The following is a 22,087-nucleotide window of genomic DNA, read 5'->3' on the forward strand; positions in this document are numbered from 1 at the left end:
TAAAAGAAGGGCCGGTTCTGCTTAGAACCGGCCCGCTTGCATTTTGGCAGCCAACTTAGGCGAAGAACTGAGCACCATTGGCCGAGATCGTCGATCCGTTGATGAATTGCGAGTCTTCAGAGGCCAAGAAAGCAACGCAGCGTGCGATCTCTTCCGGTTCGCCCAGTCGGCCCGCTGGAATCTGGCTGATGATGGAATCACGAACCTTCTCGGGGACAGCCATGACCATTTCGGTTGCGATATAGCCGGGGCAGATAGCGTTGGCGGTGATGCCCGCGCGCGCGCCTTCCTGCGCCAGCGACTTCACGATTCCCAGGTCACCCGCCTTGGTTGCGGCATAGTTCACCTGAGCGAACTGACCCTTTTGACCGTTGATCGAGCTGATGACGATGACACGGCCAAACTTGCGCTCACGCATGCCAGGCCAAACCGGGTGAACGGTGTTGAATACGCCGGTTAGGTTGGTGTCGATCACCTGATGCCACTGCTCGGGTGTCATTTTGTGGAATGGGGCGTCCTTGGTGATGCCGGCATTGGCAACAACGATGTCGATCGGGCCAATCTCGGCTTCGACCTTTTCGATGCCCGCTTTGGATTCGTCATAATCCGCAACGTTCCATTTGTAGGTGGCGATTCCGGTCTCGTCGGTGAAATTCGCGGCGGCTTCGTCGTTCCCCGCGTAGGTGGCTGCAACATTGTACCCTTCGGCCCTAAGCGCCTTGGAAATTGCTGCGCCAATGCCGCGGGAACCGCCGGTGACGAGTGCTGTTCGTGCCATTTAGGAATCCTCCAATTTAAGTCGTCTTGGTAATGCTGTTACTATTCCGAACCAACCAGCGCAACAATATTGCGCAGGCAAGTTGCCGCAGCGCTGGGGTTTTTGGTTTCGCCTCAGGGTAGTGTGAGGCCACGATCTTTACCCAATGCACGGCAATAGTCGATCCAGTCCTTATTTTCGTTCAGCAGAGCCAAATTGCCAAAGCGAACGTGCCATGTCTCGGACAATCGAACCTGCGCGGACTGGATGTGTTTGTAGGGGTTCTTAATGCCTTCCATTGCGGCCTGATCACGAGCTTCCACAACGAATAACGCCGCGCTGGCAAGCACGGCGTCTGTGGTTGTTTGGTCCTTGTTCCGGCGTGCTCTCAGCTCGGCCAGCTCTGTAAAGATGACGCTGCACTCCGTCAGGCTGGTCGAAAGCGGTTGACGGTTCTGTGCGTCTGCGGCCCCTGCAAAGCAAATCACAAGGGCCGAAATAAGAGTGGGCCGAGAAGGCATTGTTAGATCAGTCGCGCTCGACACATAGGGCGACGCCCATGCCGCCACCGATGCACAGAGTCGCCAGACCTTTTTTCGCGTCCCGCCGCTTCATTTCGAACAACAGAGTGTTCAGAACGCGGCAGCCCGAGGCGCCGATCGGGTGACCGATGGCAATGGCGCCGCCATTGACGTTCACGATGGACGGGTCCCAGCCCATGTCTTTGTTCACTGCACAAGCTTGTGCGGCAAAGGCTTCGTTGGCTTCGATCAGATCCAGATCGTCAACCGACCAGCCCGCCTTTTCCAGCGCCTTTCGCGAGGCATAGATCGGGCCGACGCCCATAATCGACGGGTCCAGACCAGCGGTAGCATAAGATGCAATCCGCGCCAGAGGCTCAATCCCGCGCTTTTCGGCATTTGCCGCCGACATCAGCAGGGTCGCAGCCGCGCCGTCGTTCAGGCCCGAGGCATTGGCGGCGGTGACCGATCCGTCCTTAGCAAAAGCCGGGCGCAGTTTGGCCATGGCTTCCATGGTTGCGCCGTGGCGGATGTATTCGTCCTTGTCCATCACGATGTCACCCTTGCGGGTCTTGATGGTAAAGGGGGTGATCTCATCGGCGAATTTGCCTGCCTTCTGCGCAGCTTCGGCCTTGTTCTGGCTTGCGACGGCGAATTCATCCTGCATATCGCGGCTGATCTGCCACTTTTCAGCAACGTTTTCGGCGGTTTGACCCATGTGATACCCGTTGAACGCATCCCACAGTCCATCGCGGATCATTGTGTCGATATACTTCATGTCGCCCATCTTTTGTCCGGCGCGCAGAGCGGCGGCATGGGGCGACAGGGTCATGTTCTCTTGTCCGCCAGCAGCGACGATATCAGCATCGCCCAGTTGGATATGCTGTGCGCCCAGTGCCACGGCGCGCAGGCCGGATCCGCAGACCTGGTTGATGCCCCAGGCCGCGCTTTCTTGCGGCAGACCGGCGTTGATATGCGCCTGACGCGCCGGGTTCTGACCCTGGGCTGCGGTCAGAACCTGACCCAAAATTGTCTCGCTGACTTCGCCTTTTTCGATTCCGGCGCGTTCGACAACGGCTTCAAGAACGGCTGTGCCCAAATCATGGGCTGCGGTGTTCGCAAACGAACCACCAAAGCTGCCGACGCCTGTACGTGCGGCGGATGCGATAACTACATTGGTCATTATGATCAGTCCTTTACCGTCATGGTCCGGCGGAATGTCTGACGGCGCAGGTCGAGAGGTTCCCCCCGCAACAAGAGCGCCCCGTAATCCCCCGCTCAAGTATCACTGCAATAGCGCAATGCTGCATTTGCAGCAACGGGCAGCTTGTCTCAGGACCCAAGGTCTCTGGTTTTTTGGGGTTAACCCGCCGATTTCTGTTCGTTTTCCGTTTTCCAGGGCGCAGAAACCGTAGGTGCGCCGAACAGAAATCCTTGCAGACAATCGACGCCATTGGCCACCAAAAACTCAGCATCCGCTTTGGTTTCGACCGATTCGGCCGTGACCAGAATCTCAAATTCCCTTGCAACTGCGATCAGGGCACGAACCAGCGCCTGATTATCCGGGTTTTCACTGATGCCGCGGATGAACTGGCCATCAATCTTGGCGGCATCAAAAAGAAACTCGCGGAAATGGCGGAAGCAGAAATTGCTGGCACCAAAATCATCCAGCGCAAATGCAACGCCACGTGGTTGCAACCGGTCCATGAAATCGACCACGAGTTCCGGCACGGTCATGGCCGAACTTTCGGAAATTTCAAGGATCAGCCTTTCACCGATACTGGCATCTTTTTTCATGAACCGGTCAAGAACACGCGACCAACGTCCATATCCGATCGACCTTGCGGACATATTGATCGACATGCGGATGTCCGGGGTGCGCGCCAATGTGCGCAGGCCCATCTCAAGCGCGATGCAGTCCAATTCGCGGCCAATCGGGGTGTTTTCAAGCTGAGGTATAAATTCGCGTGCCGGGATGACACGACCGGTTTCATCCAGCACCCGGATGAAGCCCTCGTAGAAGGCGATACCATGTGGCGCGTTAGCCTGCATGACCGGTTGAAAGGCCAGTTTGCACTGTTTGTGTTTGACAGCATCCGTAGCCATCTGGATCGTTGAGTTGTCGCGCGACAGCACGGCCGCGTTTAACGGGCTGTCTGATCCTTCGGGTAAATCTGCCAGTTTCCTGTCCTGCATGATCGAAATCGCTTCCCTACCGTCGTCGGTCAGGATCCAATTTCAGGGCAAAGATGTGAATCTGCGGTTAATGGAAATGAAAATGTCAGCGGGCTGCGTCCAGAACACGTCCCAGAGATCTAGCGGCACCAATAACTGCGCCCGTAAATCCCAGCACCATCATGGCCAGTCCAAACGCGATCAGCGTTGCGGTCCCGGCGGCCAGCGCTGTCAGCATTGCGACAAGCAGGCCTATCAGTCCTAAAACTGTGGAAAATGTTGTCCAACGGGTCATGATAATCTCCGGTCACTCGTAATGCACATCGTTTGGATATGTGCAGGCTGAGCTAATTTTCAAGAAAATCAGCACGTGACAGGCGGATTCAAGCTTGTTTTGCTTCGGATTTGTGCGTTTCGGTCTCAAAATGCTCAAATCCGGGCGTCCCTCGATCCCTGGGGTTGCGCGAGATATGCTTGGCTTTGATCTGCTCCGAGCTATCCCGGCTGCCGTCATGGCTGTAACCGGGTGGGGCAAAGCAATAGGCCAACCGCTGGCGCAAAGTTAGCCCCGATTGCGTGGCATCCTGCCAGATTCCGACCCATTCGTGAAAGGCGACGCGCAAAGGGTTGAAGGTTCCGATATTGTGAACCAACCCATAGTCGACTTTGTCATCGATCTGCTCTGGCACAAAGGTGCCGAACATTTTGTCCCAGATGATGAACACGCCGGCATAGTTGCAATCCAGATAGCGCGCGTTGCGGCCATGATGGGCGCGGTGGTGGCTGGGGGTGTTCATAACCGCCTCGAACCAGCGGGGCATCTTGCCGATGGCCTCGGTGTGAATCCAGAACTGATAGATCAGGTTCAGACCGCCGACAAACAGAACTATTGCCGGATGAAACCCCAGCAGGATCAGCGGCGCGCGCACGACCATCATGAAGGTGAATGTATAAGTCCAGGTCTGACGCAACGCCGTGGTCAGGTTGTAATGCTGAGAGCTATGATGGTTCACATGGCTGGCCCAGACCCAACGGATGCGATGCCCGAACCGATGCACCCAATAGTAACGCAAATCGTCCAGCAAAAAGCACAGGATAATCACCGGGATCGAGGTGCCCAGGTTCAGTGGAGTAATCTGCCACAACCACATAAAGAACCCGTAGGCGATGAAACCGAGCAGAAACCCCGAGGCAATATTGCCCGCGCCCATGATCAGCGAGGTGACCGCATCCCGCGTTTCATAGCGCCCGCCCCGGCCTTTGAAAGCGATCCAGACGAACTCGGCCAGAATTGCGGCGATAAAGAACGGGACTGCCCATTGCACGGCATCGGGAAAGGAAATCTGGTCGGTCATGCGGGCTCCATCAGGTGTCGCCAGTGGGCGCGTTCGATGTCATCGAGGTGGATGCGGGTTGAGGGAGTTCCGAAATCATGAAACTGAACTTCGAATCCGTCCGGATGCTCGATCCAGTCATAATCCTGCAGGTGGCGAGCCACGGTATCCGCGCCGAACGACCACAAAAGGCCAGAACCGGTTGTGGTTCGGATCAGCGCGGAACGTTCGTCATGCGCTACGGTTACATCTGCGATCACGTCATCGGGGAAATGGCGCGACCATTGCGCGCGGGCCAGATCAGGCGTCAGGGCGAACTGCCGCGAACGGCCCGTCAGATGCAGCAGAATAGTAATTCCGCCGATCCCCCCAACGACCAGAACCAACAATATCTCAAGCGGCATGACATCCTCCTGACCGACAAACTGCAAAGCAGATGCGCGGCTGTCAAAGGTGGCGTCGCGTAAGCTGGAATTGGACCTGTGGCACCGGTTGGGAATCACGGCGCCTTTGTAAAGAGGTCAGTTGGTAATCGTATAGGTCCCCCCGGAATCACCCTTGCCCTTGTTGCGGGTAAAGGTCACCTGGTTCCCTTCTATCGTTACTTTCTGGCAATCCTGCGGGATCTGATTTCCGCCAACAACAAGCGTTCGGCACCAAAACCTTTTGTTCCAGGCCCATGCGCCCGAGAATTTGACCTTGTCGCTGGTTTGCCCGGAAATCTTCCCGTCGGGTGAAATAAGCACCCAGGTGCCGCCATTCACCAGTTTCTTACCGGCAACAGCATTCAGAAAATCTTGTTCTTTCTTGATGTCTTTGGCCTCGGCAACCAATGCCGAGCCCAAAACCAGACAGGCAGCAATGGCCAGAGTGAATACGTTCTTCATAAAGAAAGCCTCCTCGTTACAACGACGGGGAAGCTATCATAAATTCAGGACTTCAGGAAAACGACCTTAGCTTTCTTCCGCGACCAGTGCCGCAATGATCGCCTTGGCACTGTCTGAATTCCACTCGGCATCCCCGATCAGGCGGGCGACTTCATTGCCATCGGGGTCAAGAATGACCGTGATTGGCAGGGCAATGACACCGAACTCACGTGCCACAGCCGAGCCCGGATCTTGATGGCGCGGCAGGTTCTCGATGTTGTTTTCCTCGAAAAACTTCTTGATCCCCGCGGGTGAGTTGCGCCCGGTGGCCAATGTCAGGACTTCGAATTTGTCACCCCCGAATTCCGCCTGCAACTCGGCGATCTGAGGCATTTCCTTGCGGCACGGTGCGCACCATGTGGCCCAAAAGTTCAGCAGAACGTATTTGCCCTGATAGTCGGCAAGCGTTGCGGTGCCACCGTCATCTTCCAACTGAAATTCGACCAAGGTGTGCGGTTTGGGCTCTTTGTGCAGGATCAACCGCTTCAGGGTGCCTTCGCGCAGCGGACCCAGAGTTTCCGCATCTGTGGCCAAAGCCGCGTTTGCACCTAGCGCAAGGGCCATATAAAGGGGGATCAGACGAAATAGGCGCATATCAACTCCGGGTTTTCTTACATGACCGATCAATCTTCGAACCAGATGTGGGGCGGCCGCTTTGCCGCCGGTCCAGACGCGATCATGGAGGCAATCAATGCCTCGATCGGGTTCGATCAGCGGATGGCAGCCCAGGACATTGCAGGCTCGCGCGCCCATGCCGCCATGTTGGCTGCCACGGGCGTTATAACTGATAGTGATGCTGAGGCCATTCGGGAAGGGCTGCTCACCGTATTGTCAGAAATTCAGAGCGGGGCGTTCCAGTTCTCGACAGCTCTGGAAGACATCCACATGAACGTCGAGGCGCGCCTGAAAGAGATCATTGGCGAACCTGCGGGCCGTTTGCACACAGGCCGGTCGCGCAATGACCAGGTGGCGACCGATTTCAAATTGTGGGTGCGTGATCAGTTCGATGCCGCCGATACCGGTCTGCTGGCCCTAATCCGCGCGCTTTTGGCGCAGGCAGAGGCCGGGGCGGACTGGGTCATGCCGGGCTTTACGCATCTGCAAACCGCCCAGCCTGTGACCTGGGGGCATCACATGATGGCTTATGTCGAAATGTTCGGGCGTGATCTGTCCCGCGTCCGCGATGCCCGCGCGCGGATGAACGAATCCCCACTGGGGGCTGCCGCGCTGGCTGGAACCTCGTTCCCTATTGATCGGGTCATGACCGCCGAGGCGCTGGGCTTTGACCGTCCCGCTGCCAATTCGCTGGACGCCGTCAGTGACCGCGATTTTGCGCTGGAATTTCTGTCAACTGCTTCGATCTGTGCAATGCACCTGTCGCGCTTTGCCGAAGAACTGGTGATCTGGTCTTCTGCCCAGTTCCGCTTTGTCACCCTGTCTGACCGTTTTTCGACTGGCTCGTCTATCATGCCGCAAAAGAAGAACCCGGATGCGGCAGAACTGATCCGTGCCAAGGTCGGGCGCATTTATGGCGCCAACACCGCGCTGATGATGGTGATGAAGGGCTTGCCGCTGGCCTATTCCAAGGACATGCAGGAAGACAAGGAACAGGTTTTTGACGCTGCCGATAACTGGATGCTGGCGCTGGCAGCGATGGAAGGCATGGTCAAGGATATGACCGCCAACCGCGAAAGCCTGGCTGCGGCTGCAGGGTCGGGTTTTTCGACCGCGACTGATCTGGCCGACTGGCTGGTGCGCGTTCTGGGCCTGCCGTTCCGCGATGCCCATCACGTCACCGGATCGCTGGTTGCGATGGCCGAGAGCAAGGGCTGCGATCTGCCGGACCTGACGCTTGCGGATATGCAAACAGTGCATGCGGAGATCACCGATGACGTCTTTTCTGTCCTTACGGTGCAAAATTCGGTAAACTCGCGCCAGTCTTACGGCGGCACGGCACCGGATCAGGTGCGGGCTCAGGTCAAGCGATGGAAGGCGTTGGTGTAATGCGAATTCTGACTGCGGCTCTGTTTGTGCTGGCAGGGGTAACCCTGGCCGGATGCGGTGCGGATGGCGAACCGATCCAACCAACGATGAGCGCCAATATCGGCGTCGGCACCAGCGGCGCCTATGTCGGGGGCGGCGTTGGCCTGCAACGCGGCCCCCTGAGCGTTTTTCTCGGGCGGTAGTGTTTCCCGAGTTGCAGTTTCAGCACTCAGTTCCCATTTCAGGCCGATCAATGACGCTCGGCCGTAAACCTTGGAAAAAGAAATGAATATGAAGATTCTAGGCCTGTTCTTTGGCCTCGCCATTCTTGCGGCTTGCGACCCATCCTATAAACCGCGACCCGATCCCGAACCCCAATCCGGCGGATCTGGAATTTCGATATCCGGTTATGGGCGGGTCGGCGTTTCGCATATTGAATGACGCGACACCCCTGTTTGCGTAGAATCCATTGATCCGCCGGGGCATTTTGGTCTAAGCGCGTCTTTATGGATCACTTTCTTTACCGCGACGGCGCGCTTTACGCCGAGGATGTCCCGATCTCCGAAATCGCAGCTGCGGTTGGGACACCCTTTTACGTCTATTCGACGGCGACGCTGCTGCGTCATTTCCAGCTGTTCGATGAGGCGTTGGACGGGACCGACCACCTCGTATGTTATGCGATGAAGGCCGCCAGCAATCAGGCCATCCTGAAGACGCTGGCCGAGGCAGGCGCGGGGATGGACGTTGTTTCGGGTGGGGAATACCTGCGGGCCAAAGCTGCCGGAGTGCCCGGCGATAAGATCGTGTTTTCGGGCGTTGGCAAAACAGCCGAAGAAATTCGCACTGCTCTGACCGGTGGCATTCGTCAGTTCAACGTGGAATCCGAACCCGAGATGGAGGTGATCAACGCCGTTGCGCTTGATTTGGGCGTCGTTGCTCCGATCACCGTTAGGGTAAATCCGGATGTGGACGCCAAGACCCATGCCAAAATCGCCACCGGAAAATCCGAGAATAAATTCGGCATTCCGATCGCCCGTGCGTCAGAAGTCTATGCCCACGCTGCCAGCCTGCCCGGGCTGGAGGTCATTGGCATCGACGTCCATATCGGCTCGCAACTGACCGAGCTGGAGCCTTTTGCATTGGCCTATCAGAAGGTTGCTGAGCTGACTGAGACGCTGCGCAATGAGGGTCACAATATTCGCCGCCTTGATCTGGGTGGGGGGCTGGGCATTCCCTATGCGCGCTCGAACGACGCGCCGCCGCTGCCTTTGGAATACGGTGCGCTGATCAAAGACACTCTGGGTCATCTGGGATGCGAAATCGAAATAGAGCCGGGCCGCCTGATTGCCGGTAATGCTGGTTTGATGGTCAGCAAAGTGATTTATGTGAAATCCGGCGAGGGCCGGGATTTCCTGATCCTCGACGGTGCCATGAACGACCTGATCCGCCCGGCCATGTACGAAGCCTATCACGATATCGTACCGGTGATCGAACCCGTGCCGGGCACGGAACAGCAACCCTATGATATCGTCGGTCCGGTTTGCGAAAGCGGCGATACATTTGCCAAGCAACGGCAGATGCCGCCACTGGGTGCTGGTGATCTGGTCGCCTTTCGCAGCGCAGGGGCCTATGGCGCGGTCATGTCCAGCGAATACAACACGCGGCCCCTGATACCCGAAGTTCTGGTGCACGGAGATCAATTTGCCGTAATTCGTGAACGTCCGAGCTTTGACGAAATCATAAACCGCGATACCATACCCGAGTGGCTCTGACGCAATAGACGCGCGGGCCGCTGAACGGAGGCCCGACTTGACCGCAAGAGAAACCTTGCCGATCCCCAGATTGTCTTTGCTGCTAACGCAGGTGGGGATGCTAAGCGAGCAGGTTTGGCGGTCTTTCTGGCCGTTTTTCTCAATTTCCATGGCGCTGTTGGCCGCGCTGATGCTCGGACTGCAGGACCATGTCGGGGTGGAAACCGTTTGGGTCGCGGGGTCGGCGGCGTTGTTTGGGCTGTTGGTTGCACTGATCCACGGCGCGCGGCGGTTCCGTATCCCGACACGAAACGAAGCGTTGATCCGGATGGATGAGACCCTGCCAGGGCGTCCTATCCAGGCTCTGATGGATGAACAGGCCATCGGCGCGATGGATGCTGATTCTGTGGCCCTGTGGCGGGCTCATCAGGCGCGTATGGCGGAACGTGCCGCACAGGCTGCGCCGGTAAAGCCCGATCTCCGACTGGCCGACCGCGACCCCTATGCTCTGCGGTTCATAGCTTTGCTGGCGCTGGTGATTGCAGTGCTTTTCGGCTCTTTCTGGCGCATAGGATCCGTGACAGAGATGACACCGGGTGCAGCCGTTGCCGGTCAGGGACCAAGTTGGGAAGGCTGGGTCGAGCCGCCACGCTATACCGGCTTGCCAACGCTCTATCTGGCGGATCAATCCGACCCGACACTTTCGGTCCCGCAAGGCAGCCGCATCACATTGCGATTCTACGGCGAGGTCGGTGCGCACAGCTTGACCGAAACCTCGACACCGCTGGGCACGGAAGCGGTCACCGACCCTGAACAGGAATTTGTTGTCGAACGTTCGGGCCAAATGACGCTAGACGGGCCTTCCGGGCGCGATTGGGCGTTGGAAGTGATCGCAGATACGTCTCCGCAGATCACCGTGTCGGACGTTGCCAAATCCGAAGCAGGCGGCCAGATGAAACTGCCCTTTGCGGCCAAAGATGATTACGGTGTGATAACAGGCTCTGCCCTGATCGAACTGGATCTGGATGCAATTGATCGCCGCTATGGTCTGATGGCGATTCCAGAACCGCGTGAGGTGATCGAGGTTGAGTTACCGATGCCCATTACAGGCGACCGGGCCGATTTCACCGAGAATCTGATCGAGGATTTCTCACAACATCCCTGGGCGCATCTGCCAGTAAAGATCACTTTGATGGCGCGTGATGCTGCCGATCAGCAAGGGCAGTCTGAACCCTATACAACAGCACTTCCGGCGCGTCGGTTCTTTGATCCGCTGGCGGCTGCGATCGTTGAACAGCGGCGCGATCTGCTGTGGTCACGGGACAACGCGAAACGGGTATCTCAGATTCTGCGGGCGGTATCGTATCTGCCCGAGGACCTGTTCCGCTCGGATACGGCCTATTTACGCCTGCGGGTGACACTTCGGCGGCTTGAGACATTTACCGAATACGGGTTGAAGCCGACGCAGCAGGAAGAAATCGCGGCCTCACTATGGAAGCTGGCCGTATTGATCGAGGACGGTACGCTTGCCGACGCTCTTGAGCGGATGCGCCGGGCGCAGGAGCGCCTGACGGAGGCGATGCAGAACGGGGCAAGCGACGAAGAGATCGCTGAGCTGATGCAAGAGCTGCGCGAGGCCACCCAGGACTACCTGCAACAGTTACAGCGGTTGGCAGAGCAGAACGGTGAAGAAGGTCAGCAGGGGCAAGACGGAGAATCCTTGCAGATGACGCAGGATGATCTGCAACGGATGATGGATCGAATTCAGGATCTGATGGAGCAGGGCCGTATGGCCGAGGCGCAGCAGGCGCTGGAGGAATTCCAGCAGATGATGGAGAACATGCGCGTCACGCAAGGTCAGGGTCAAGGTCAGCAATCCGAAGGCCAACAGGCGATGGAGGGTTTGGCAGAGACATTGCGCGATCAACAGGGGCTGAGCGATCAGGCTTTCCGCGATCTGCAAGAGCAGTTCAATCCCGGTGCGCAGACTGGTGAAAACCAGGGCAATCAAGGCCGCAATGGCGGTCAGGGCCGTGGTCAGAGCCACGAAGGCCAGGGCGGACAGGGGCAGGGTTCGGACCAGGCTGATGAAGGTCAGCAGGGTCAGGGTTCGCTGGCCGATCGTCAACAGGCCCTGCGCGATGAGCTGGGCCGCCAGCAACAAAACCTGCCCGGTGCCGGTACCCCGGAAGGCGAAGCCGCCCGTGATGCGCTTGGGCGCGCTGGCCGCGCCATGAATGAGGCTGAGCAGGCTCTGCGGAATGACGAGCTGGCCGATGCTATCGACAACCAGTCCGAAGCGATGGATGCGCTGCGGGAAGGGATGCGCTCGTTAGGTGAGGCCTTGGCCCAGAACCAGCAGAATCAACCAGGTCAAGGCAGCCAGGAAGGTGATATGCAGGCCAACAACCGCGATCCACTGGGCCGCAACCCAGGGGCAAACGGGTCGATGTCAACCGATGAGAGCCTGCTGCAGGGTGAGGACGTTTATCGCCGTGCGCGCGAGTTGCTGGACGAAATTCGCCGCCGGACCGGTGAATCCGAACGTCCCGAGATTGAATTGGAATATCTCAAGCGCCTGCTTGAACGGTTCTGATCAGTTCTGGGAAGCGCCAGCCTGAGTATCCAGCCAAAGCCGGGCTTGATCCACCAAAGACACATAAGGTTTGAGAACTGCATCCGCCTGAGGAACAGCCTCACTGATTTGCGGAGCATTGCCGTAGATCAGGAACAGGATCACACCAAGTATCAAGATCAGAGCAAACCCACGCAGAAAGCCGCCGGATTTGCGGGGCGCAGGCGCTGATACCTCGGGCGCATCTGCAGAGGCGTCGCCGCGGAAACCGGAATTGATCGTCTCGACATCGGGCAGGGCGTCACCTTGCCCGGAATCTTTAGCGATTTCTGTAGCTGTCAGTTCCTTGACCGCCTGTTCGGGGTCTGGTTCCGGCTCGGAAGGTGGATCAAGAGCAAGATCAGGCTGGCTTTCAAGGCTGCTACCTTCCTGAGCCCGCAATTCGGCTTCGCGTGCGGCTTCTTCCTTCAGAATATCGGCGACCGAAGGATCCACATTGCTGACCGGCGCACCATCCTTTGGTGCGGTTTCGGGCTCGGGCTCGGTCTGGTCGGCGGTTTCTGACTCCGCCGGTGGAACAGCCTTATCCTCGGCAGACGTTTCATCTGAAGGTTGCTCAACGGTTGGATCCGCCGGATGTTTGGCCTGGAACCACGTTTTCTCGCAATTCGAACACTGAACATCGCGGCCTTCCTCTGGAATGACCTCGTCTGGCACCTCGTATTGGGCACTGCAGTTGGGACAAGTAAGACGCATGCTGCCTCCGGGCCGGGGGTTGGCCTGATAATAGTTTTTTTAAGAATGATATTCCGTTAGAACCAAACAGCAAAGCGCGTTTTCGGTTTCGCGGGCCAAGTGTCACCATTTGGACCCGGTACGGGCATTGAAACCTGAACCGCGCTGGGGCAAGAAGAGCGGCACAAAAATTGGGGGCCCCCGTGATCGAGCTGGACCATGTCAGCTACACCTATGGTGGAGGTGAATTGCTGAGCGACGTATCGCTTAAGCTTCAACCGGGGTCGTTTCATTTCCTGACCGGGCCGTCCGGTGCTGGCAAAACAACCCTGTTAAAGCTCTGCTATGGCGCATTGCTGCCCACATCGGGAAGGCTGAGCGTGTTCGATCAGGATATCGCCCGCCTTGACCGCGATCAGATGGCCCTGATGCGCCGCCGGATAGGTGTGGTGCATCAGGATTGCCGGTTTCTGGATCACATGACTTTGGCCGAGAATGTCGCTTTGCCGTTGATGGTATCCGGTAAGGCGGAAATTGCCGAGCAAACAGATCTGTCAGATCTGTTAAACTGGGTCGGGCTGGGTACGCGTCTTGACGCGCTGCCACCAGAGCTGTCAGGCGGTGAACGCCAGCGTGCGGCGCTGGCCCGTGCGGTGATGCTGTCGCCGGATGTCGTGCTGGCCGATGAGCCGACGGGCAATGTGGATTGGGAAATGTCTCAGCGACTTTTGCGCCTGCTGGTCGAGTTGAACAAGATGGGCAAGACAGTCTTGATTGCGACCCATGATCTTAGCCTGATCCGTGCGGCGAAAAGCCAGGTGCAGGCGCGTGTTTTGCGCATCTCGCAGCGCCAAATTCAACTGGCGGGGGCGGATCTATGAACATGGAAACCTTCCGCAACCTGTTGAAACGCGACGGTCGCGCCGACCGGGTTGTTCCGCCCACTGGCTATACTGCACATCTCACACTGTTCGTGTCCGGTGCGATGGGCTTTCTTGCGGTGTTCGCGCTGGCTCTGTCATTGGCGTCGGGGCGAGTGGCAGACCGCTGGGCAAGCGAACTTGCCGGCGCTGCCACGGTGCGGATCAATGCCCCGGCCGACCAGATGGCCGCCCAGACTGAAACCGCGCTGACGGTGTTGTCGCAAACACCCGGTGTCGCCTCTGCCCGGGCGTTGACCATCGAGGAGCAGATTGCGCTGTTGTCGCCCTGGTTTGGCCCGGATTTGCCACTGGACACGCTGCCCGTGCCGCAGCTGATCGAAATTGTCGAAGGTGAGCCAGGTCTGGATGCAGCAGGATTGCGCCTGCGTCTTGGGGCCGAGGTGCCCGGAGCCGTTCTGGACGACCACTCGCGCTGGCGCGAACCTTTGGTTGATGCGGCCCGCTCGCTCCGGAGGCTTGGCTGGGTCTCAATCCTTCTGATTGGCGGAGCGACCGCCGCCATGATCACATTGGCGGCCAATGCGTCGCTGGCAGCCAACGCGCAGATTATCGAGGTGCTGCGTCTTGTCGGGGCCCGGGATCGATTTATTGCCAATGCGTTTGTTCGCCGCTTCACCTACCGCGCATTTTTTGGCGCGATGGTTGGTGTGCTGTTCGGAATGACAGGTGTGTTGTTGCTGCCCGAGGCATCGTCGGACGAGGGCGGCTTTCTGACGGGCCTGGGCTTTCAGGGGGCAGGGTGGCTGTTGCCAGCCCTCATCCCGGTACTGGGTGCTGCGGTGGCCTTTCTAGCCACATGGACTGCGGCAAACCGCAAATTGAAGGAGCTTTCGTAATGGCCACTCCAATTCAATGGGTCCGCTCACTGGTCTTCATGATCGTGATCTACATGTGGATGCTGGTCCTTGGCCTCGTGTTTGCTCCTTACGCCATGTTTGCAAAGCGCGGAGCGTTACATGCATGCAAGACCTATGCGCGCACAACCATGTGGCTGGCGCGTTGGATGGTTGGTATTCGATGCGAAGTTCGCGGGACTGTGCCAGTGGACGAGGTGGTCATCGGGGCCAAACACCAGTCTTTCCTCGATATCATCATGATCTTTAGCGCGATTCCTCATGGCAAGTTCATTATGAAGCGCGAATTACTGTGGACGCCAGTCATTGGGCTTTACGCCAGCCGCCTGGGGTGCATCCCGGTCAATCGCGGCAAGAAGGGCGCTGCTGTGGCCAAGATGGTCCAGGATGTGGCAAAGGAATTTACAGAACCTGGCCAGTTGGTGATCTATCCGCAGGGCACCCGTGTCGCGCCAGGCGTTCACAAACCGTATAAGGTTGGAACTGCCGTCCTGTACGAAGGCTTGGGAATCCCTTGCGTACCTGTTGCAACAAATGCCGGAGTGTTCTGGCCCCGAAGCGGCGTGATGCGCAAACCCGGCCTTGCGATCGTCGACTTCCTTGATCCGATAGAACCCGGCGTCGAACGTGCGCGCTTTCTGGACCGATTGGAAGATGTGATCGAGACGCGCTCGAACGCTTTGATGACAGAAGTGGGGTTTGATCCTGATGCAGTTCATTGACGATATCGAAACGCTCGAGGGACATTACGGCGCACCGGGCGCCCCATCATTGCGTAAAGTAGCGCACCGGTTGACGCCTCTGTACCGGCAATGGGTTATGGCTTCGCGGCTATGCGTACTCAGTACGGTTGGGCCCGAAGGGGTCGATGGCAGCCCACGTGGCGATGATGGTTCGGTGGTTCTGGAACTGGATCCAAAGACATTGGCGATGCCCGACTGGCGCGGAAACAACCGGCTGGACAGCTTGCGCAATATCGTGCGCGATCCGCGTGTGTCCTTGATGTTCATGGTCCCAGGGTCGAACAATGTTGTGCGCGTCAACGGGTCGGCCCGACTGACAGCGGACCAAGACCTTCGAACCCGGTTCGAAAAACAAGGCAGGCTTCCGGCCACCGTGATCGTCATCGACATTACCGAGGTCTACACTCAGTGTGCCCGTGCGCTGATGCGTGCGCGGACTTGGAGCAGCGGGGACGAAGCCGCCATATTGCCGACAATGGGTGAAATCCTGGCCGAAGCGTCAGACGGCGAGGAAGGTGGCACGCAATATGATGAGGCCTGGGGGCAACGCGCCGCAAAAACGATGTGGTAGCCTGTTTACTTATCAAGGTTTGGTCAAAGAATCGTCACACGGGTAGGTAAGTAGAGAACCGTGAGGCAAATACAGGTTACAGGAGCCGTCAATGGAGCAGCTTAGTTCAGTTTGGGATTCTTTCCTGAACCACGCCCGCTATGTGTTTACGTCTCCTTTGGATCCCACGAACCGGATTTTCTATGTTTATGTTGGCAGTTCTCTGCTGATTGCCTTCGCCATCTATGCCGTGAAGCGCAGAAACGCGTCACATGTCGACGGTGAGAGCAGCTTTCTGGGGTTTCTGTTTCCCCGCAAGGTCTGGGACCACCCTTCGGCATGGCTCGATATCCGCTATTTCTTTTTCCACAAACTGATCGGGCATTTTCTGATATTGGGTCTGCTCGCCGGATCAGCTGCCTTGTCCTATCAATGGGCAAGCGGTGGGCTTGACCCCAATAACTCACCCCGGGCAGAGCCCTTGGTTGGCTGGTTGGGGGCTTTGGCTACCTTCACCTACATGCTCATTCTATTCCTGATTATGGATTTCATCGGCTACGCAGCCCATTACCTGCAGCACAAGGTCCCGCTGTTGTGGCAATTTCACAAAGTTCATCACAGCGCCGAGGTGATGCACCCGTTGTCGAATTTTCGCGAACATCCGATAGACAATATCCTCTACAATGTTGCGATTGGGTTTGGTGCCGGCGCAGTAACCGGGTTTGCGTTTCGACTGTTAGGGTACCAGCCGAACATGCCGGCATTGCTGGGCGTGCCGGTGCTGATGTTCTTGTTCAATGTCGGAGGTTATAATCTGCGACATTCCCATATCTGGTTGCGTTGGCCGGGTGTGTGGTCGAAAGTTTTTCCCTCGCCTGCGCATCACCACGTGCATCACAGTTGCCACCCGGACCATCTGGACAAAAACTTCGCCTTCATGTTTCCGTTCTGGGATGTGTTGTTCGGCACCTATATCATGCCTGAGGATAACAGGGACGTGAAATTCGGCGTGACCGAGAAGGACAAGGGTCACGAGATGGACACCTGCATGAAGCTCTATTTCCTGCCGTTCAGAGATGCGTGGCGTATTCTGAACAAGAAACGGCGGCCATCGTCTTACCAAGCGCCCGATGCAGATGCCGCCAGTCGCCATTCGGTCAAATAGCGAGCATCTGCGGTGGTTGCCGGCCTGACGTGATCCGCTGATCGCCTGTGCCCGGCAACGCCTTGGCGGTGGTTTCGGCTGGGCATAGTGACGCAAACGCCCTCAAGCCGCGGCGGCTCCGATCTTGGCGATCTTGCTGACCCAGCGGTCCACGTGACCCGGTTTGGGATAACTTGCCCCGGCAAAATAGGTGAACCGGGTCGGCTTGAAGCCAACAAATCCCAATATCTGATCGCGTACCTGGCGGATCAGGGCCTGGCGATAGATCAGGCGCATGAACCAACCCGGCGTATCTGATGTCAGAATGACGCGCGCGGTGCGTCCGCTCAGCATCGGGGCGGGCAATCCAATCTTAGTGGTGTTTCGCGTGTCAAAGGTGCGTCCGGGGATGAACATCCGGTCGATCAGACCTTTGAGTTTTGCGGGCAATCCGCCCCACCACATTGGTGTGGTCAAGACCAGATGCTCGCTCCATTCGAAATCTTGCAATACCTGCTCAAGAACCGGTTCTAGCGGTTTGAAATCGTGATAATTGCCCTGGCCAAAATCAAAGTCGAACTGCATCTCACTCAGATGGACTAGACGTACGTCATGTCCCTTGCCTCGGGCGGCGTCGGCATAAGTTTCAGCAAAGGTCCGCGACAGGCTGCTATCGGCGGGGTGTCCGTCGAGGACGAGTATTTTCTTCGGTTGCATGGGGCTCTCCTGAAAATGACCATGGTCACTTATAGAATCAGAAAATGACCGCGGTCAATAAAAATTTGACCATGGTCAGAAAACATGCGAGCAAACCATATGCAAAAACCACCCCAGAAACGAACTCTCAAAACTCGGGCCCGGCTTTTGGCGGCTGCCGAGGCGCTCATTGAAAACAGCGGATACGAGGCGCTGAGGGTAGAAGAGGTCGTCCAGAGCGCTGGCGTCGCCAAAGGGACGTTCTTCGCGCATTTTCGCGACAAGGATGCCTTGATGGAGCTTCTGATCGCAGATCGGCTGAATGCCTGCCTCGATCAGGCCGAGGCTGGGACAGCGCCCAAATCGGTGAATGATATCATGACCGCCCTGCAGCCGGTTCACAGCTTCATGACATCCGAACGGTATGTCTTTGACTTGTTGATAAGATATTCGGGGGCGACGGCTATCGCCGATATCGGACCGATCGCATATTGCTTTGAGCGCTACTTTCGTGTGGTGATGATGTGGCTTGACGCTGCGGATGTCCGACAGGACATTCCGACCGAGCTGTTGGCCGAAGGTGTTCAGGCCTTTGCCATTCAGGCCATGTCCCTTAAGTTCTGCGCCTTGCACGCCTCGACCGGTTTTACCGACCGGTTGAGGGTCTATCTCGATGCATGGTTGACCCCGGCGACCTAGTCACCGGGGTCCTTTTTTTAGCTGTGAATTGGCCCGTCACCGCAGGCCAGGGCCGCCTCACGCACCGCTTCGGAATATGTCGGATGCGCGTGACAGGTCAGCGCCAGATCTTCGGCCGAGGCGCCGAATTCCATCGCCACGCAGACCTCGTGAATCAAATCACCCGCAGCCGGGCCAATGATATGCGCGCCCAGAATGCGGTCGGTTTCCTTGTCTGCCAGAATCTTGACGAAACCATCCGAGGCAAAGTTCGCCTTGGCGCGGCCATTGCCCATGAACATGAACTTTCCGACCTTATAGGCACGGCCCTGTTCCTTGAGCGTCGCCTCGGTCTCGCCGACATTGGCGACCTCGGGCCAGGTGTAGATCACGCCCGGAATGACGCCATAGTTCACATGCCCATGCTTGCCCGCAATCTGTTCGGCAGCGGCCATGCCTTCGTCTTCGGCCTTATGCGCCAGCATCGGGCCTTCGGTCACGTCGCCGATGGCGTAGATGCCGGGGACGTTGGTCTGCCAATCGGCGCCTACCTTGATCTGACTGCGGGGTGTCATTTCAACACCCAAAGCGTCCAGCCCCAAACCATCCGAGAACGGTTTGCGCCCAGTAGCGACAAGGACGGTATCGGCGTCAATCACATGCTCGCTGTCATCCTTCAGCAGCTTATAAGTTACCTTGGCCTTGGTCTTGGTGGCTTCGGTCTTTTGCACCGCAGCACCCATGACAAAGTTCAGGCCCTGTTTCTTGAGGATGCGCTGGAAGGTTTTCTGAACCTCAGGGTCCATGCCCGGGGTGATTTCCTTGAGGAATTCGATAACTGTCACTTCGGCGCCCAGACGGCTGTAGACCGAGCCCAGTTCAAGCCCGATCACACCTGCGCCGATGACGACCATTTTTTTCGGGATTTTTCCCAGCGCCAACGCACCGGTCGAGGTCACGACAACCTTTTCGTCCACTTCGACACCGGGCAGCGCGGATGGCTCGGACCCGGACGCGATGATGATGTTCTTGGCTTCATGCACCTCGTCACCCACCTTGACCTGCCCAGCGGCCGGGATCGAACCCCAGCCTTTCAGCCAGTCGATCTTGTTCTTCTTGAACAGGAATTCGATGCCCTTGGTGTTGCCGTCAATGACTTCGTCCTTATAGGCCTGCATCTGCTTCCAATCGACCGAAGGGCTTTTGCCCTTGAGGCCCATCTTGGCAAAGTTATGTTCGGCCTCGTGCAGCTGATGGCTGGCATGCAACAGCGCCTTGGACGGAATGCAGCCCACGTTGAGGCAAGTGCCGCCCAGCGTCTCACGCCCTTCGACCACGGCGGTTTTCAACCCCAGCTGCGCGCAGCGGATGGCGCAGACATAGCCGCCGGGGCCTGCTCCGATTACGATGACGTCATAGTTTGCCATTTGTCCGGTCCTTGTATTTGGTGGGGTCGGATGCGCTTGTCCGCGCAATGCACCCCCATTGAATAATCTATGCGGCAGCTCGAATCAAAACACAGCTGCCAACAGCATTGCAGTGGTCGCCAGCAGCCCGATCATCCAGATCACCGTACGCCATGGTGTCCAGCCAAATGCATAGGCCGGAACATAGGAAGCGCGTGCGATCAGGTAGACCCAACTACAGGCGGCAGTAAAAGCGCTGGATTGCCCCGAGGCCGTAATGACCAAAGATGCGATAGCGAACAAAACCAACCCTTCGGAATGGTTGCTAAGCGCCCGGTGCAATCGTCCCATTGCAGCAGGTTTGTCAAACGGGGTATCACGTGGCCCCAACGCGTGCAGCACATCGACCTTGCCGTGGCCAGAGATCAAATAGGCGACAAATTGAGCGACCCAAAGAAGGGCTGCCAGCGACAAGACGGTCAATTCCGTGGTCATTCAGCTTGTTTCCTCGGCACTAGGAACGGATGCGATAAATCGGTTTAGACTGGCGTCAGAAGCTTCACCTGAATATGCGCGATCCCGCCGCGTTCGTGATGCATGGCCAATTCCTCGGAATCAAAGAAACTCAGGGCCTTTTCAAGATCAACCACCTCAAACATTGCAACCGCATGATCACGCTGATCGGGGTCTTTCCAGATGTGGAGGTCGCGGATACCCGCGGCCTCCCGCATTGGCTTGTCTTCGCGAAACACCTTTAACCAGACATCGAAATCGGCAACGTCAGCCTGCCAGAGAACATGAGTTGCCATGGTTATAGATCCATCAGCAGACGACGTGGGTCTTCCAGCGCCTCTTTCACGCGCACTAGGAAGGTCACAGCACCTTTGCCGTCCACGATCCGGTGGTCATAGGACAGAGCCAGATACATCATCGGGCGGATCTTGACCTCACCGTTGATGGCCATGGGACGGTCCTGAATCTTGTGCATACCAAGAATACCCGACTGCGGCGGGTTCAGGATCGGCGAGGACATCAGCGAGCCATAGACGCCGCCGTTCGAGATGGTGAACGTGCCGCCCTGCATTTCTTCCATGCTCAGCTTGCCGTCACGGGCGCGCCTGCCCTTTTCGGCGATGGCCTTTTCGATCGCGGCAAATGACATCGAATCCGCATCACGGATGACCGGAACAACAAGACCGGTCGGCGTGCCTGCGGCGACACCCATATGCACAAAGTTCTTATAGACTATGTCGGTGCCATCAATCTCGGCATTCACTTCGGGCACTTCTTTCAGTGCATGACAGCAGGCCTTGGTGAAGAAGGACATAAAGCCCAGACGGACGCCGTGCTTCTTCTCGAACTGGTCTTTGTACTGGTTTCGCAGGGCCATCACCTCGGTCATGTCCACCTCATTATAGGTGGTCAGCATGGCGGCGGTGTTCTGGCTGTCTTTCAGGCGTTTGGCGATGGTCTGGCGCAGGCGTGTCATGCGCACACGTTCCTCGCGGCTGGCATCCTGTGCAGCAACGGGTGCGCGTGGCGCCTGGATCGCAGGTGCGGGTGCCGCGACAGCGGGCGCTGGGGCCGCGACTGCCTTGGCCACATCTTCCTTCATGATACGTCCGTCGCGTCCGGTTCCCGTGACCTGATCGGCGGACAGGCCAGCCTGGGCCATGGCTTTTTCGGCCGAGGGTGCATTGGCCACATCTTTGCCGCCAACGGAATCACTTCCGCTTGCAGGTGCAACCGCTGCCGGAGCGGCTACTGCCCCTGCTGCTGAACCCGAGATCACCGCCAGCTTGGCAGCGGCGTCTACAGTTGCGCCTTCAGGGGCAACGATTTCTGCCAGAACACCCGCCGCAGGAGCGGGAACCTCGACCGAGACCTTGTCGGTTTCCAGCTCACACAGCATCTCGTCCTGTGCGACGCTGTCACCGACCTGTTTGAACCAGGTCGAGACCGTCGCTTCGGTCACGGATTCGCCCAACGTGGGCACCATCACATCAACGCTGCCGCCCGAGGCTGCCGGTGCTGCGGCAGGCGCAGGTGCGGCGGCTGGGGCCGGGGCGGCGCCTTCTCCGGCGACGATTGTCGCCAGCAGGGCATCAACACCAACGGTTTCGCCTTCGGCGGCGACAACCTCACCCATCACGCCAGCGGCTGGCGAGGGGACCTCGACCGTGACCTTATCGGTCTCAAGCTCGCACAGCATTTCATCGATGGCGACCGCGTCACCGGGCTTCTTGAACCAGGTGGCGACGGTGGCTTCGGTAACGGATTCGCCCAGCGTGGGAACACGAACTTCAATGGACATC

Annotated in this window: 26 protein-coding genes; 11 read left to right on the forward strand and 15 right to left on the reverse strand. The window is 57.7% G+C overall.

What is annotated here, in order from left to right; translation table 11 throughout:
* Positions 1-55: 55 nt before the first annotated feature.
* The 9 genes from phbB to AC2FHX_RS06335 form a co-directional block, all read right to left on the reverse strand.
* Positions 56-778, reverse strand: coding sequence for an acetoacetyl-CoA reductase (phbB, locus tag AC2FHX_RS06295; RefSeq protein ID WP_142635420.1), 723 nt, complete (start codon positions 776-778; stop codon positions 56-58).
* 113 nt (positions 779-891) lie between these two features.
* Complete coding sequence (locus tag AC2FHX_RS06300) at positions 892-1,278, reverse strand: hypothetical protein (RefSeq protein ID WP_142635422.1); 387 nt, start codon at positions 1,276-1,278, stop codon at positions 892-894.
* A gap of 7 nt (positions 1,279-1,285) precedes the next feature.
* Positions 1,286-2,461 (reverse strand): acetyl-CoA C-acetyltransferase, encoded by a 1,176-nt coding sequence (locus tag AC2FHX_RS06305; protein ID WP_142635424.1) that lies wholly within the window; start codon positions 2,459-2,461, stop codon positions 1,286-1,288.
* A 179-nt stretch (positions 2,462-2,640) separates the two neighbouring features.
* Positions 2,641-3,474 (reverse strand): EAL domain-containing protein, encoded by an 834-nt coding sequence (locus AC2FHX_RS06310; protein WP_496700933.1) that lies wholly within the window; start codon positions 3,472-3,474, stop codon positions 2,641-2,643.
* 85 nt (positions 3,475-3,559) lie between these two features.
* Positions 3,560-3,748 (reverse strand): hypothetical protein, encoded by a 189-nt coding sequence (locus AC2FHX_RS06315; RefSeq protein ID WP_281995235.1) that lies wholly within the window; start codon positions 3,746-3,748, stop codon positions 3,560-3,562.
* Between the two features lie 88 nt (positions 3,749-3,836).
* Positions 3,837-4,808 (reverse strand): sterol desaturase family protein, encoded by a 972-nt coding sequence (locus tag AC2FHX_RS06320; RefSeq protein WP_496700931.1) that lies wholly within the window; start codon positions 4,806-4,808, stop codon positions 3,837-3,839.
* Positions 4,805-5,191: a hypothetical protein gene (locus AC2FHX_RS06325; protein ID WP_281972562.1), complete on the reverse strand. Its 387-nt coding sequence runs from the start codon at positions 5,189-5,191 to the stop codon at positions 4,805-4,807. Before AC2FHX_RS06325 ends, AC2FHX_RS06320 begins: the two co-directional genes overlap by 4 nt.
* Before the next feature lie 117 nt (positions 5,192-5,308).
* On the reverse strand, positions 5,309-5,674 hold the full coding sequence (locus tag AC2FHX_RS06330) for a hypothetical protein (RefSeq protein WP_281972561.1): 366 nt from the start codon (positions 5,672-5,674) through the stop codon (positions 5,309-5,311).
* Positions 5,675-5,740: 66 nt separating this feature from the next.
* A complete protein-coding gene (locus tag AC2FHX_RS06335) occupies positions 5,741-6,307 on the reverse strand; it encodes a TlpA disulfide reductase family protein (protein ID WP_271948463.1) in 567 nt (188 codons plus the stop codon).
* Positions 6,308-6,328: 21 nt separating this feature from the next.
* On the opposite strand from AC2FHX_RS06335, the gene argH reads away from it, so the two are divergent.
* The 5 genes from argH (at position 6,329) to AC2FHX_RS06360 (ending at position 12,043) form a co-directional block, all read left to right on the forward strand.
* Positions 6,329-7,717 (forward strand): argininosuccinate lyase, encoded by a 1,389-nt coding sequence (gene argH, locus AC2FHX_RS06340; protein WP_496700929.1) that lies wholly within the window; start codon positions 6,329-6,331, stop codon positions 7,715-7,717.
* Positions 7,717-7,899 carry an argininosuccinate lyase gene (locus AC2FHX_RS06345; RefSeq protein WP_496700927.1) on the forward strand — a complete coding sequence of 61 codons (183 nt, stop codon included), beginning with the start codon at positions 7,717-7,719 and terminating at the stop codon, positions 7,897-7,899. Before argH ends, AC2FHX_RS06345 begins: the two co-directional genes overlap by 1 nt.
* Positions 7,900-7,981: 82 nt before the next feature.
* Positions 7,982-8,137 (forward strand): hypothetical protein, encoded by a 156-nt coding sequence (locus AC2FHX_RS06350; RefSeq protein WP_185956656.1) that lies wholly within the window; start codon positions 7,982-7,984, stop codon positions 8,135-8,137.
* Positions 8,138-8,202: 65 nt separating this feature from the next.
* On the forward strand, positions 8,203-9,468 hold the full coding sequence (gene lysA, locus AC2FHX_RS06355) for a diaminopimelate decarboxylase (protein WP_496689007.1): 1,266 nt from the start codon (positions 8,203-8,205) through the stop codon (positions 9,466-9,468).
* Between the two features lie 37 nt (positions 9,469-9,505).
* Complete coding sequence (locus AC2FHX_RS06360; protein WP_496700925.1) at positions 9,506-12,043, forward strand: TIGR02302 family protein; 2,538 nt, start codon at positions 9,506-9,508, stop codon at positions 12,041-12,043.
* Here AC2FHX_RS06360 and AC2FHX_RS06365 read toward each other — a convergent pair whose 3' ends face one another.
* Positions 12,044-12,778, reverse strand: a complete 735-nt coding sequence (locus AC2FHX_RS06365) for a zinc-ribbon domain-containing protein (protein WP_496700923.1) — start codon at positions 12,776-12,778, stop codon at positions 12,044-12,046.
* A 182-nt stretch (positions 12,779-12,960) separates the two neighbouring features.
* Here AC2FHX_RS06365 and AC2FHX_RS06370 point away from each other — a divergent pair, with 182 nt between their 5' ends.
* The 5 genes from AC2FHX_RS06370 to AC2FHX_RS06390 all read left to right on the forward strand — a co-directional run bounded on the left by AC2FHX_RS06370 (position 12,961) and on the right by AC2FHX_RS06390 (position 17,013).
* Positions 12,961-13,638 (forward strand): cell division ATP-binding protein FtsE, encoded by a 678-nt coding sequence (locus tag AC2FHX_RS06370; protein WP_496700921.1) that lies wholly within the window; start codon positions 12,961-12,963, stop codon positions 13,636-13,638.
* A complete protein-coding gene (locus AC2FHX_RS06375; protein WP_496700920.1) occupies positions 13,635-14,537 on the forward strand; it encodes a cell division protein FtsX in 903 nt (300 codons plus the stop codon). The genes AC2FHX_RS06370 and AC2FHX_RS06375 overlap by 4 nt, the downstream gene beginning before the upstream one ends.
* Positions 14,537-15,277, forward strand: coding sequence for a lysophospholipid acyltransferase family protein (locus AC2FHX_RS06380; RefSeq protein ID WP_496700918.1), 741 nt, complete (start codon positions 14,537-14,539; stop codon positions 15,275-15,277). The genes AC2FHX_RS06375 and AC2FHX_RS06380 overlap by 1 nt, the downstream gene beginning before the upstream one ends.
* Positions 15,264-15,869 carry a pyridoxamine 5'-phosphate oxidase family protein gene (locus AC2FHX_RS06385; RefSeq protein WP_496700916.1) on the forward strand — a complete coding sequence of 202 codons (606 nt, stop codon included), beginning with the start codon at positions 15,264-15,266 and terminating at the stop codon, positions 15,867-15,869. Before AC2FHX_RS06380 ends, AC2FHX_RS06385 begins: the two co-directional genes overlap by 14 nt.
* Positions 15,870-15,960: 91 nt before the next feature.
* The gene (locus AC2FHX_RS06390) at positions 15,961-17,013 is read left to right on the forward strand and encodes a sterol desaturase family protein (protein ID WP_271948450.1); all 1,053 of its coding nucleotides are present in this window, start codon (positions 15,961-15,963) and stop codon (positions 17,011-17,013) included.
* A 102-nt stretch (positions 17,014-17,115) separates the two neighbouring features.
* Here AC2FHX_RS06390 and AC2FHX_RS06395 read toward each other — a convergent pair whose 3' ends face one another.
* The gene (locus tag AC2FHX_RS06395) at positions 17,116-17,709 is read right to left on the reverse strand and encodes an NAD(P)H-dependent oxidoreductase (RefSeq protein ID WP_142635456.1); all 594 of its coding nucleotides are present in this window, start codon (positions 17,707-17,709) and stop codon (positions 17,116-17,118) included.
* A 99-nt stretch (positions 17,710-17,808) separates the two neighbouring features.
* Here AC2FHX_RS06395 and AC2FHX_RS06400 point away from each other — a divergent pair, with 99 nt between their 5' ends.
* Entirely contained in the window at positions 17,809-18,387 is a 579-nt protein-coding gene (locus AC2FHX_RS06400; RefSeq protein WP_142635458.1) for a TetR/AcrR family transcriptional regulator, read from the forward strand.
* Positions 18,388-18,404: 17 nt separating this feature from the next.
* On the opposite strand, the gene lpdA is transcribed toward AC2FHX_RS06400, so the two are convergent.
* The 4 genes from lpdA to odhB all read right to left on the reverse strand — a co-directional run bounded on the left by lpdA (position 18,405) and on the right by odhB (position 22,086).
* Positions 18,405-19,793, reverse strand: coding sequence for a dihydrolipoyl dehydrogenase (lpdA, locus tag AC2FHX_RS06405; protein ID WP_496700914.1), 1,389 nt, complete (start codon positions 19,791-19,793; stop codon positions 18,405-18,407).
* Between the two features lie 84 nt (positions 19,794-19,877).
* Complete coding sequence (locus AC2FHX_RS06410; RefSeq protein WP_496700912.1) at positions 19,878-20,267, reverse strand: MAPEG family protein; 390 nt, start codon at positions 20,265-20,267, stop codon at positions 19,878-19,880.
* A gap of 44 nt (positions 20,268-20,311) precedes the next feature.
* A complete protein-coding gene (locus AC2FHX_RS06415; protein WP_142635953.1) occupies positions 20,312-20,581 on the reverse strand; it encodes a hypothetical protein in 270 nt (89 codons plus the stop codon).
* Positions 20,582-20,583: 2 nt separating this feature from the next.
* A complete protein-coding gene (gene odhB, locus AC2FHX_RS06420; RefSeq protein ID WP_496700910.1) occupies positions 20,584-22,086 on the reverse strand; it encodes a 2-oxoglutarate dehydrogenase complex dihydrolipoyllysine-residue succinyltransferase in 1,503 nt (500 codons plus the stop codon).
* Between the last annotated feature and the right edge of the window lies 1 nt (position 22,087).

The organism is Ruegeria sp. CDSC042, assembly GCF_059610745.1.

Coding starts and splice junctions, on each gene's coding strand:
- phbB (WP_142635420.1), bottom strand. CDS start 778: ATGGCACGAACAGCACTCGTCACCGGCGGTTCCCGCGGCATTGGCGCA.
- AC2FHX_RS06300 (WP_142635422.1), bottom strand. CDS start 1,278: ATGCCTTCTCGGCCCACTCTTATTTCGGCCCTTGTGATTTGCTTTGCA.
- AC2FHX_RS06305 (WP_142635424.1), bottom strand. CDS start 2,461: ATGACCAATGTAGTTATCGCATCCGCCGCACGTACAGGCGTCGGCAGC.
- AC2FHX_RS06310 (WP_496700933.1), bottom strand. CDS start 3,474: ATGCAGGACAGGAAACTGGCAGATTTACCCGAAGGATCAGACAGCCCG.
- AC2FHX_RS06315 (WP_281995235.1), bottom strand. CDS start 3,748: ATGACCCGTTGGACAACATTTTCCACAGTTTTAGGACTGATAGGCCTG.
- AC2FHX_RS06320 (WP_496700931.1), bottom strand. CDS start 4,808: ATGACCGACCAGATTTCCTTTCCCGATGCCGTGCAATGGGCAGTCCCG.
- AC2FHX_RS06325 (WP_281972562.1), bottom strand. CDS start 5,191: ATGCCGCTTGAGATATTGTTGGTTCTGGTCGTTGGGGGGATCGGCGGA.
- AC2FHX_RS06330 (WP_281972561.1), bottom strand. CDS start 5,674: ATGAAGAACGTATTCACTCTGGCCATTGCTGCCTGTCTGGTTTTGGGC.
- AC2FHX_RS06335 (WP_271948463.1), bottom strand. CDS start 6,307: ATGCGCCTATTTCGTCTGATCCCCCTTTATATGGCCCTTGCGCTAGGT.
- argH (WP_496700929.1), top strand. CDS start 6,329: ATGACCGATCAATCTTCGAACCAGATGTGGGGCGGCCGCTTTGCCGCC.
- AC2FHX_RS06345 (WP_496700927.1), top strand. CDS start 7,717: ATGCGAATTCTGACTGCGGCTCTGTTTGTGCTGGCAGGGGTAACCCTG.
- AC2FHX_RS06350 (WP_185956656.1), top strand. CDS start 7,982: ATGAATATGAAGATTCTAGGCCTGTTCTTTGGCCTCGCCATTCTTGCG.
- lysA (WP_496689007.1), top strand. CDS start 8,203: ATGGATCACTTTCTTTACCGCGACGGCGCGCTTTACGCCGAGGATGTC.
- AC2FHX_RS06365 (WP_496700923.1), bottom strand. CDS start 12,778: ATGCGTCTTACTTGTCCCAACTGCAGTGCCCAATACGAGGTGCCAGAC.
- AC2FHX_RS06375 (WP_496700920.1), top strand. CDS start 13,635: ATGAACATGGAAACCTTCCGCAACCTGTTGAAACGCGACGGTCGCGCC.
- AC2FHX_RS06380 (WP_496700918.1), top strand. CDS start 14,537: ATGGCCACTCCAATTCAATGGGTCCGCTCACTGGTCTTCATGATCGTG.
- AC2FHX_RS06385 (WP_496700916.1), top strand. CDS start 15,264: ATGCAGTTCATTGACGATATCGAAACGCTCGAGGGACATTACGGCGCA.
- AC2FHX_RS06390 (WP_271948450.1), top strand. CDS start 15,961: ATGGAGCAGCTTAGTTCAGTTTGGGATTCTTTCCTGAACCACGCCCGC.
- AC2FHX_RS06395 (WP_142635456.1), bottom strand. CDS start 17,709: ATGCAACCGAAGAAAATACTCGTCCTCGACGGACACCCCGCCGATAGC.
- AC2FHX_RS06400 (WP_142635458.1), top strand. CDS start 17,809: ATGCAAAAACCACCCCAGAAACGAACTCTCAAAACTCGGGCCCGGCTT.
- lpdA (WP_496700914.1), bottom strand. CDS start 19,793: ATGGCAAACTATGACGTCATCGTAATCGGAGCAGGCCCCGGCGGCTAT.
- AC2FHX_RS06410 (WP_496700912.1), bottom strand. CDS start 20,267: ATGACCACGGAATTGACCGTCTTGTCGCTGGCAGCCCTTCTTTGGGTC.
- AC2FHX_RS06415 (WP_142635953.1), bottom strand. CDS start 20,581: ATGGCAACTCATGTTCTCTGGCAGGCTGACGTTGCCGATTTCGATGTC.
- odhB (WP_496700910.1), bottom strand. CDS start 22,086: ATGTCCATTGAAGTTCGTGTTCCCACGCTGGGCGAATCCGTTACCGAA.